Here is a 10017-nt window from a genome sequence, read left to right as displayed (position 1 = left end):
TAATACTCCGAACCAACCGATGTATAGGCGGTTATCTGTGCTGGTAATCCACTCGCAAAAGCGATCCCATACGTTAGCGCTTTGGCGCTGCTGTAGTGTTGTGGTCATGTGTTTATAATGGCGTTTGAGTTATGTATGTTTTGGTAGGTGTTTCTACCTCATGAATTTATATTAACCTTTATGTTTCGATTTGTAAAGGGGTTTTCGTAATATTTTTTAATATTTTTTTCAGCCAAGTGATCTTTAGAGCTATAAACTATATATAGTCAGCCTTTCGGGGATTAATCTTTTTGCTAATCAGGGGTTTGAACTTTTTACTTTCTCCTGACCACCTAAACTGCATAATAGGGGTCTAAACCTTGTGGGGTGGGCATCTTGCCCGCCAAAGTCTATAAATTAGCCGTGTTTTAGCTGCAACTCCTAATATGCCTCTATCTAGTCAGAATATTGTTACTTACAGCCCTGCTTATACTATTGTTCCCACTTATGAATGCTTTAACCGTTGTACATACTGTAATTTCCGCAGCGAACCGGCTAAAAGTCCTTGGTTGACTCTAGGGGCAGCTCAAGAAATTTTGTCACAACTAAAAAATGAAAACGTCTGTGAAATACTCATCCTCAGTGGCGAGGTACATCCTGATTCAGCAAGGCGTGAACCTTGGTTTGAGCGTATTTATGATTTGTGTTTATTGGCACTAGAAATGGGATTTTTACCCCATACCAATGTCGGTCCATTGAGTTGGACTGAAATGCAAAAACTCAAAAGTGTTAATGTCTCCATGGGGTTAATGCTGGAACAGTTGACACCAAAACTATTAAATACAGTTCATCGTCACGCGCCGAGTAAATTGCCAGAAGTGCGATCGCAACAGTTAAAATGGGCAGGAGAGCTAAAAATCCCCTTTACAACGGGTTTACTTTTAGGAATAGGGGAAACAGAAGAAGATTGGTGGGAAACCTTAGTAGCTATTTCTGAGTCACATAAACTTTACCATCACATTCAAGAGGTGATTCTGCAACCCCACAGCCCCGGAACAGTGCAAACTTTCGACGCACCACCATTTAACCCCCATAAATTACCAGAAGTCATCGCCAAAGCGCGGGAAATTTTACCAGCAGATATGACAATTCAGATTCCCCCTAATTTAGTTAAAGATGAAAATTGGTTACTTGCTTGTCTAGCCGCAGGGGCCAGGGATTTAGGGGGAATAAGTCCCAAGGATGAAGTTAATCCTGATTATCCTCATTTACAAGAGCAAGAACTTAGGAATATTTTAGAGCCTGGTGGCTGGGAATTAGTACCGCGCTTACCAGTGTATCCCCAGTTTGATGATTGGTTGGATGCAAATTTACTACAAAAGGTAAAACAATGGCGCAGAAGATTTAAACTTCCACAATCTCAGTAACCTACCCCTAATTCAGCAACGTCAAAAAAAATATGGGCGTTGGTGAATGAAGGTATGATTCTTTCTCACGCAGAGGCGCAAAGGACGCAGAGAGTAAGAGTTTAAGAACTAGAATATTTGATTTTCATACCTCAATTCAGCAACGTCAAAAAAAATATGTAACTTTTGCGGATTCTCTCGAACAAAATGGTAAAAGTGACATGGAAAATATGCTAAATAATTTAATATATTTACACTGTCAACCAATATGTCGACTAGTACATCCTCTCATACCTCCTTGTCCCTAAAGTCAATAGGTGTAATCTGTATATTGTCGTTTTTTCTAGGGTGGCTATTTTTATTATTTCCTTTGGAAATTACAGATAAACTCTGGCAAATTAATCTGTGTAGGAGTCTTGTGGAACAGGGTTTTTTACCATTGCTTGGACTGGGATCAATTGTAACTGCATTCTATGTTGATAGAACTCGTGAAAGTGGTGACTCCTCGTCTCTTAGTCTAAAGTTGCCAATTTTTATACTTTCTAGTTTGTTGGGACTGATGTTTTTGTTGATTTTTCCCTTGTACCTGGGTAACGTCAATCAAATCAAGGAACAGGGGTTAACACGGATTAATAAAGAAGCAGAACAGTTAGAAAACCAAGTTAAAAGTCAATTAGAACAAATACAAAATCAACTTGGTAATGATCAGGTAAAAGCATCTGTAGAGAAACAACGTGCTGCATTAAAAGAGCAACTCAAGACCCAGCTAAATGAACTGGTTAAAGACAATCAAAAGTATAATCAGGCACTTAATAATAATCAATTACCCACGGCACAGAAGGATTTACTGAAAAAGTATAAAGGAAATCCCCAAGCTCTGGATAATTTTATCGCCCAGCAAACAGACCCTCAACAACTAGCAAACCAGAGAATAGACCAAATTCAGAGTCAAAAAGAACAACAGTTACAAAAAACCCAAGCAGATGCCTGGAAAGAATTACGAACTGGTATTAATAGTTTATTGTTGTCAATTGGTTACACTGTCATCGGGTGGAGAGGATTAAGAGGTATGGGTGTTTCCAAAAGTAGTTCCAGACACAGCAAATGAGCCTCATAAATAACTAACAAATAAATTGTAGCAAGATGTAACTCTGGTTAGTGTCCTATCTACACGCTATTTGGTACAATATCTGGGTTGTTTAATCTCATGATTTTTATCTTTGAGTCAGTCAATAGAAACTATCAATCTCGATACATTAGCCCAAGAACTAGCAACTATCCAGCAAACAGGTTCTAAGCGGATAGCTTTGCTAGGTTCTCGTCATGTGCCAATTACCCATCAGAAGCTCATTGAAATGATGGCTTATGCCCTAATTCTATCGGGCAACCGGATCATTACTTCCGGTGCTACAGGCACAAACTCTGCGGCCATCCGGGGCGCAACAAAGGCTGACCCCAACTTACTGACGGTAATTCTACCCCAAAGCTTGGAACGTCAACCCCAAGAATCACGCCAGCAATTAGACGGGGTCATGCACCTGGTAGAAAACCCCAGCAATGATAACCTGTCTCTGGCTGAAGCGAGTTACTTATGTAATAAGGAGATTGTCTCTCGTTGTCAACAATTAATCTGCTTTGCATTTCATGATAGTCGCACTCTCTTACAAACCTGTAGTGATGCAGAAGAACAACGAAAAGTGGTAACACTTTTCTACTTTGACTAGGGTGAATCCTAACGCAAAGCTAATGATAGAGATGGGAAATTATCATTGGGTAATGGGTAATGACTTGACTAAATTACCCCTTATCCATTGACAATCAATGATCAAACTTAAACCAATTACCCTGTAAATTAATTTCATGTCTCTATCTCAATTACCAGTACCTGCTATTTTTTTATCCTCTATTGTCGTCGCGGCTATTCTCATTTATGTACCTTATTTATTAGTAGCTTTTGCTAGAGTGCAGATAGGATATGATCTTTCTGCTCCCCGCGCCATGTTTGACAAGCTACCACCCTATGCCCAACGGGCAACATGGGCCCATGAAAACTCTTTTGAAGGATTTATGGTTTTTGCAGCGGCAGCTTTAATGGCTTATGTTACTGGGGTGAATTCTCCCCAAGGTGGGAATGCAGCGATAATGTTTATCATTGCTCGTTTGCTATACTCTATTTTCTATATTGCCAATATACCTTTGTTGAGATCACTCATGTTTGGTGTTGCGTCTTTTAGTTCTGCAACTCTGTTTTACCTCAGTCTCATGCAAATTAAATAATTAGGTAAAAGGGAATAAGGAAAATATTTATTTTTAATCTTCCCTGTTCCCTGTTCCCTGTTCCCTCTTCCCCATTACCAATTACCAATTACCAATTTTATTTATGGCCTCTACTTTTTCCTTTGATATCGTCAGTGACTTTGATAGACAAGAATTAGTTAATACTATTGATCAAGTCATCAGAGATGTTAAAAGCCGTTATGATCTTAAAGACACTCAAACCACAGTCGAATTAAGCGAAGAAAAAATTACTATTGGTACTGACAGTGACTTTACTTTAGAATCTGTCCATACCATTTTGCGGGAAAAAGCCGCCAAGCGTAATCTTTCCCAAAAAATCTTTGAATTTGGTAAAATTGAATCTGCCAGCGGCAACCGTGTTAGGCAAGAAATTACTCTGAAAAAAGGTATCAGCCAAGAAATTGCTAAACAAATTTCCAAGTTAATTCGAGAGGAAATCAAGAAGGTTCAAGCATCAATTCAAGGTGACGCTGTGCGGGTGACAGCTAAATCAAAAGATGATTTACAACTTGTTATTCAACGTCTTAAACAAGAAGACTTTCCTGTTGCCTTACAATTTACAAATTATCGTTAGAAAATACAGCAGTTTCTCATATTATGAGGTACAGATATTAATGATAAAAATCTTTTGGTGAAAATTTTGTGGTGCGGGCATCTTGCCCGCTAAAAACGTACTTCACCCTGATGATAATCCCTTGTATAATTAACAATTGATAATTATCAATTATTAATTATTAATTATTAATTAATTACCTTCGTCCACCAATGCTTTTTTGAAATGCGGGTCGTTGAGACATAGACTGGATATAATTGACAATGGCCGGGTAAGCACTCAAATCTAACTTGAGCATAATCGGAATATAGGAGAGAATTGAGCCTACAGCCACATCTGCAACGGTAAAATCATTACCCAGCAAGAAAGGTTGTTTTGCCAAAATTTCATTCAAAGGAGTTAATAATCGTGGCATTTCTCGTTCACGATTAGCTTCTATGAAAATACCTGTTCCTAAACTGGAATTGGCAAATAATACCCACTGGGTAAAGATAGCTTTCTCCTCTAGGGAAAAGGGAGTTTTACCGTATTTATCCGCTAAATAAAGTAAAATAGCCCCTGATTCCCAAAGCTGAAAATCACCATCAACGATAGCGGGAACTTTACCCATAGGGTTAATTTTTAGGAAATCAGGCTGGAGATGTTCTCCTGCTTGCATATCAAGCAGAAGGAACTCATAAGGAACTTCCAGTTCTTCTAAATACCACTGTATAATTGCAGCCCGACTACGACTACCACCATAAAGTTTCAACATAGTTATCTGAAAATTAAAGAACTTTGTGAGTGTGGGAATGTTGTTTGATGTTATCTTCTTTAGTAACCACTCTGGCTGCATTCAGTACCCGTTTGCGCTCTGTGGAGTAATTCAAATCCATTTTAGTTGTTCCCAGAGGAATCAGATTTTGGGAGGCTTCACGGCGTTTGTAGGTACGAGCCGCAGAAAATAACCTCAATGCAAATTCATCACCAAATTGCGCCGATTCTGGGAAGCCTTCTGGCAATAGCATTTTATCACCATCTAACACAGATCCTAAATTAGTTGCATAAGCCAGCTTGTAAGAGGTGGGAATGTTTTTGCATAGGGCTTCTAATGCTGCGGAAGGAATGGGTTCTATCACTTCAATTTGATGCACTTCTCCATCTTCTTTATAGAAGCACGTAGCTAAACCAAGAACAATATAGTCATCAGCATTGAGATCCGTAGCGTCAGCATAAGAAATTGTTGTTGTCATGAGAAATGTCTCTTTTAAAATTGGTAAGTAGGTTGGCGTTAAAAATTGTCGTTATGACAAGGGAACAGGGAACAGGGAACAGGCTTCGCAGTGAGCGTCAGCCGAACGGTTTTGGGCGACTTTACTTTTCGTTACTTATGTCGGTTTTTTTCCATTCACCTACTTAGTTAATTGGTTGTCATTAATAAAATCTTACTTATTCTGTCTTAATTAAGGAACGCAAACTCTTACTTCTGGCTTTTTGTCTGTCATCTTGAAAGTTTACACTTCGATTCTTTAGATTTTTACTGATTCTGGAATTGAACTTGGGTATGAAGTATACATTATTAGATTTATGGCTGATATGGTTTGGTGGATGTACAATCTACGTCCTTCAACAATCCTAGAGCCTTCAAGACCCGAAAACTATAACTTCATTTGACAAACCGAGTAAATCAAATAGGGAAGATAATGAGTAAGCACTCTTTTTTAAATTCTGGTATTCAAAACAGTCCAGTATGTTTTTTTAGTACAAACAATCCTTGTCATCAATGTGCGTCGTTACAGGATGGTAATGAGCCAATGTTAGAACAACGCTATTTACGCTCTTGTGCTTTGAAATTAGCACAACAAGGAGATTATACCAAAGCGATCGCTCTTTTAAGTCATCTCATTGACAACCATCCTGAAAATGCTGTTGATTATAATAACCGAGGTCTGATTTATTTTCAAAGTGGTGACGGAGACAAAGCTCTCTGTGATTATAACAAAGCCCTAGACTTAAATTCTAAATTAGCTAGTGCCTACAATAATAGAGCTAATTATTACGCCGCTTCTGGTCAATTAATGGACGCATTAGCTGATTATGAACAAGCATTGGATTTAAATCCTCATCATGTTCGGGCTTGGATTAATCGCAGCATTACTTTACGGGATTTGGGTGAATATGCAGAAGCCATTGAGAATTTAGAAACTGCTCTACTTTTTGGTCAACTCAAAGGACACATTTGGGCTGAACGCGGACGTACTTATCATCTCTGGGGTGATTGGAATTGTGCGATCGCTGATTACCGTCGCGCATTAGCAGAATTACCTTTTTTAAAGAATCAAGGTGGTTTCAGCTATAGCTTACGGTTACAGATTGAAAACTGGTTAAATGAGTTGCTCTTTTTTGAAGACTAAGAAAAATAATTTGGTAGATAGCTAAATTCAGTAGTCAGGATTTTAGAAGTAATTTGTGAAACTATCTCGAAAATTTGAATTTTCTCACTAAATCAAAACTTATATCCTTGATAGTCACCCTAATAACCATGATGATTAATATATTTTCTACACTTTTATGGAACTGAATCAGATTGTTCTGTTGTGGTCTGATCCTGATTCATCAAGATAACTGGACGCTGATTTGCTGTAAATCGGTATGATTTTTGCTGCATAATACTCTGAGCTTGTCCAGGATCAAAATTGTGACTAAATTCTGTCTGCAAGTTCTGAACACGCCCTTCCATGACTTTAACTTCGGTACGTATTTCCCGCAACTTATCCTGTTGTAACCAATGATAAGGTAACAATTGTACTAAAGCAGAAACTGCTGCTGCTCCAATAACTGTATTAACGGCTACTTTAGCTGTAGTTTCCAGTGCCATTACCTGGTAAGCGCGTTGACGTAAATGTCGTTTAGGTCGTGCTACATTGCGGCGTTGTTCTACTGGCTGTATAGGAGGTCTAGATGGTTGAAACGCATTCATGATAGTAACAAAAGTCTTGCATGATTTACGGGAATTACCGTCAAAAGCAAACAGGTGCTAGTTGCGGCTTAATTTATTAGCTGTATATTACTTCATTTTTCGCAAATTTGAACAAATGTGAAGATGAAAAAATATTACCAAGTAAATTACAAGGAAATTAATTAAGGTGCAATTTCCAAAATCCTCCTAGCCCAGAACCAGGAGTGTTTGGAAACTACACCTTACCATACTAGGGTTGATAACCGGGAACAGAATTACATGACTCTGGTACTATTTGTATAGTTCTGTAGCTAAACGCCAAGCTAAAATTCCTGGAATTAGTGCTACAGCCAAAGCAATGTAAACTTGAGTATCTGAGATAGGCATGATAGAAATCCTCCTAAGTTGAACTTAATTTTCAAGACTCTGCTTACTACTTTTGACTGTTTTACCAAAATTAGGAAACATCTTGTTACAAGATGCAACAAAAACCGTAATTAGTCAGTGGTCATTGGTAAGCGAAAAAATCATCTTTCCCCAATTCCCCTACTCCCTCATGACTTTATCCCTGGGTATTGACTTTGGCACTTCCGGCGCGCGAGGTGTGGTAATTGATCAACAAGGTGGCATTGTGTCCGCAATGCGCCATCATTGGCACCTTGGGACTATTGATTGGGTAAAATGCTGGACTGAGGCTTTATGGAGTCTATTAGGGCAAATTCCGCAGGTTTTCAGGCAGGAAATCGGGACTATTGCTATTAATGGCACTTCTTCCACTATTTTGCTGACTGATGAGACGGGAAAGCCAGTGGACGCGCCTCTATTGTACAACGACGGTCGGGGATCTATGGCTTTAGAACGCTTGAGCCGAATTACACCACCTAATCATACTGTACTAAGTGCTACATCAAGTCTAGCAAAACTCCTCTGGATGCAGGAATTACCTTCTTTTGTAAATGCTAGATATTTACTGCATCAAGCCGATTGGTTGGGTTTTCTGCTGCATGGAAAGTTAGGTATTAGCGACTACCATAACGCCTTAAAACTGGGTTATGATGTGGAAAAATTGCAATATCCAGAATGGTTAGAACAGCTACAAATTCCCCTCCATTTACCCCAAGTCTTCCCACCAGGAATACCTATTGGCGAATTACTCCCACAGATAGCGGCTGAATTTGGCTTTAAAACCGATTGTTTGGTAGTTGCAGGTACAACGGACAGTATTGCGGCTTTTCTAGCCAGTGGAGCTAAATTTCCGGGGGAAGCGGTAACTTCCCTGGGGTCAACTTTGGTATTGAAACTTTTAAGCCGCCATAGAATTGAAGATGCGCGATATGGAATTTATAGTCATCGTTTAGGTGATTTGTGGTTAACTGGAGGTGCTTCTAATACGGGTGGTGCTGTGTTAAAACATTTTTTTAGCGATTTAGAGTTAGTTCAGTTAAGTACCAAAATTGATCCAACTCAAGCCAGTATGTTAGATTATTATCCATTGTTGAAACCAGGCGATCGCTTTCCGATTAATGACCCCCAATTGTTACCAAAACTAGAACCACGTCCAGATCAACCTCACGATTTTCTCCACGGTTTATTGCAAAGTATGGCTAAAATAGAATCACGAGGATATCAACTATTGCAAAATCTCGGTGCAGACCCATTAACTAATATTTATACAGCTGGTGGTGGCGCTGCTAATTCTACTTGGACTGCTATTCGTCAACGTTATTTAAAAGTACCAATTGTTTCGTCTATTAATACAGAAGCAGCCTATGGAACGGCACTTTTGGCAATGGGAAAAATTAATTTGGAACGAACCACAGAGGACACAGAGAACACGGAGGAATTAGAGTGAAAGATTATTTATTTGTAAGTTTTGTAAGTTTTCATTTAAGTTGTCAAGTTCAGTTTAATTCAGCATTGAATTATTAATTTATATGGTCATGAACTTCATTTGTCGGTTGTCATTACTCTTACCTATTACCTTTTGCTTATTACCTATTGCCTGTAATTTAGGTGTAACTGAAAATGCTACATTTGCAAATGCTCAAAGTTTAGAAGGGTTGCAGTTAAGCCAAAATCAAAATATTTTACCTAAATCTATCTCTCAAGCTGTTCTCAGGGATGCTTCTAAACGTTCTGGGATAAAAGTTTCTGATTTGCAAATTACTCAAGTTACATCTACTATTTTTAGTAATCCCTGTATTTTTAAATTTGGAGAAGTTTGTACCAGGGAATATAATCCTATCCCCGGTTGGATTATAACTGTAAGGTTACAAGAACAATCTTGGATTTATCATGTTAATAAATCTAATTCACAAATTCTCTTAGATCCAAAAATAACTACTCACAAATTATCGAAAAAAATCGCTAATACTGTCTTGAATGATGCTTCTAAACGTTCGGGTTTAGCAGTAAATTACCTGAAAATTACTCAGTCAACTCAGAAAACTTTTAGTAATTCCTGTGTTTTTAATTTCGGTGAAGTTTGCACTCAAATTTTTGATCCGATTTCAGGTTGGGAAGTCATTGTTAAAGTTAAAAGCCAATTCTGGACTTATCATGTAGATAACACTGGTACAAGGATTATTTTAGATCCTAAAATTACTAAAATTTAAGCATTAAACACATTAGTCAATGTATAAGTTATTTGTATCGGATTTTGGCAAAAAAGAATTTTCTCAATAACGGGGGGTTCATTCTCATGATTATTGAGAATTTTATCAATAATTTCACGAGTTTCGGTAATTTCAGCCGGGGGGGGTTGACAGCGTTTCGAGTTTCAGGTATGATAATGTTATTGGTGGGAAATAGTGCGTCCATATATATAGAGTTTTTAATTACTC

Annotated in this window: 12 protein-coding genes and 1 pseudogene; 8 read left to right on the top strand and 5 right to left on the bottom strand. The window is 38.2% G+C overall.

Translation table 11 applies throughout. From position 1 onward, the window contains the following. Positions 1-108, bottom strand: a pseudogene (locus tag ACIR131C_RS25315) (photosystem II q(b) protein); the annotation flags it as partial. A 317-nt stretch (positions 109-425) separates the two neighbouring features. Between ACIR131C_RS25315 and cofG the strand changes: the two are divergent. The 5 genes from cofG (at position 426) to ACIR131C_RS0102975 (ending at position 4257) form a co-directional block, all read left to right on the top strand. Next, a complete protein-coding gene (gene cofG / locus ACIR131C_RS0103000) occupies positions 426-1406 on the top strand; it encodes a 7,8-didemethyl-8-hydroxy-5-deazariboflavin synthase subunit CofG (RefSeq protein ID WP_028089010.1) in 981 nt (326 codons plus the stop codon). 247 nt (positions 1407-1653) lie between these two features. Beyond that, the gene (hpsJ-B, locus tag ACIR131C_RS0102995; protein ID WP_035371425.1) at positions 1654-2493 is read left to right on the top strand and encodes a hormogonium polysaccharide biosynthesis protein HpsJ; all 840 of its coding nucleotides are present in this window, start codon (positions 1654-1656) and stop codon (positions 2491-2493) included. 112 nt (positions 2494-2605) lie between these two features. Continuing rightward, on the top strand, positions 2606-3109 hold the full coding sequence (locus ACIR131C_RS0102990) for a hypothetical protein (protein WP_028089008.1): 504 nt from the start codon (positions 2606-2608) through the stop codon (positions 3107-3109). Between the two features lie 136 nt (positions 3110-3245). Further along, complete coding sequence (locus tag ACIR131C_RS0102980; RefSeq protein WP_028089007.1) at positions 3246-3662, top strand: MAPEG family protein; 417 nt, start codon at positions 3246-3248, stop codon at positions 3660-3662. A gap of 103 nt (positions 3663-3765) precedes the next feature. After that, positions 3766-4257, top strand: a complete 492-nt coding sequence (locus ACIR131C_RS0102975) for a YajQ family cyclic di-GMP-binding protein (RefSeq protein ID WP_028089006.1) — start codon at positions 3766-3768, stop codon at positions 4255-4257. A gap of 175 nt (positions 4258-4432) precedes the next feature. Here ACIR131C_RS0102975 and ACIR131C_RS0102970 read toward each other — a convergent pair whose 3' ends face one another. After that, positions 4433-4990: a glutathione S-transferase family protein gene (locus tag ACIR131C_RS0102970; protein WP_028089005.1), complete on the bottom strand. Its 558-nt coding sequence runs from the start codon at positions 4988-4990 to the stop codon at positions 4433-4435. A gap of 13 nt (positions 4991-5003) precedes the next feature. After that, positions 5004-5468, bottom strand: coding sequence for a hypothetical protein (locus ACIR131C_RS0102965; protein WP_028089004.1), 465 nt, complete (start codon positions 5466-5468; stop codon positions 5004-5006). 450 nt (positions 5469-5918) lie between these two features. Here ACIR131C_RS0102965 and ACIR131C_RS0102960 point away from each other — a divergent pair, with 450 nt between their 5' ends. Beyond that, entirely contained in the window at positions 5919-6629 is a 711-nt protein-coding gene (locus tag ACIR131C_RS0102960) for a tetratricopeptide repeat protein (RefSeq protein ID WP_028089003.1), read from the top strand. A 155-nt stretch (positions 6630-6784) separates the two neighbouring features. Here the strand turns inward: ACIR131C_RS0102960 and ACIR131C_RS0102955 are convergent, their stop codons facing one another. Next, positions 6785-7195 carry a slr1601 family putative cell division protein gene (locus ACIR131C_RS0102955; protein WP_028089002.1) on the bottom strand — a complete coding sequence of 137 codons (411 nt, stop codon included), beginning with the start codon at positions 7193-7195 and terminating at the stop codon, positions 6785-6787. Positions 7196-7465: 270 nt separating this feature from the next. Next, a complete protein-coding gene (psaM, locus tag ACIR131C_RS0102950; protein WP_006196319.1) occupies positions 7466-7561 on the bottom strand; it encodes a photosystem I reaction center subunit XII in 96 nt (31 codons plus the stop codon). Positions 7562-7730: 169 nt separating this feature from the next. Between psaM and ACIR131C_RS0102945 the strand changes: the two genes are divergently transcribed. Together ACIR131C_RS0102945 and ACIR131C_RS0102940 are read left to right on the top strand one after the other, a co-directional pair. After that, positions 7731-9026 carry an FGGY-family carbohydrate kinase gene (locus tag ACIR131C_RS0102945; RefSeq protein ID WP_028089001.1) on the top strand — a complete coding sequence of 432 codons (1296 nt, stop codon included), beginning with the start codon at positions 7731-7733 and terminating at the stop codon, positions 9024-9026. Between the two features lie 82 nt (positions 9027-9108). Continuing rightward, on the top strand, positions 9109-9789 hold the full coding sequence (locus ACIR131C_RS0102940; protein ID WP_028089000.1) for a hypothetical protein: 681 nt from the start codon (positions 9109-9111) through the stop codon (positions 9787-9789). The last annotated feature ends 228 nt before the right edge of the window (positions 9790-10017 follow it).

Source organism: Dolichospermum circinale AWQC131C (assembly GCF_000426905.1).
Classification (GTDB): Bacteria; Cyanobacteriota; Cyanobacteriia; order Cyanobacteriales; family Nostocaceae; genus Dolichospermum; species Dolichospermum circinale.
The sequence above is the reverse complement of the archived record's forward strand: the minus strand, read 5'-3'. Positions and strand labels throughout refer to the sequence as shown.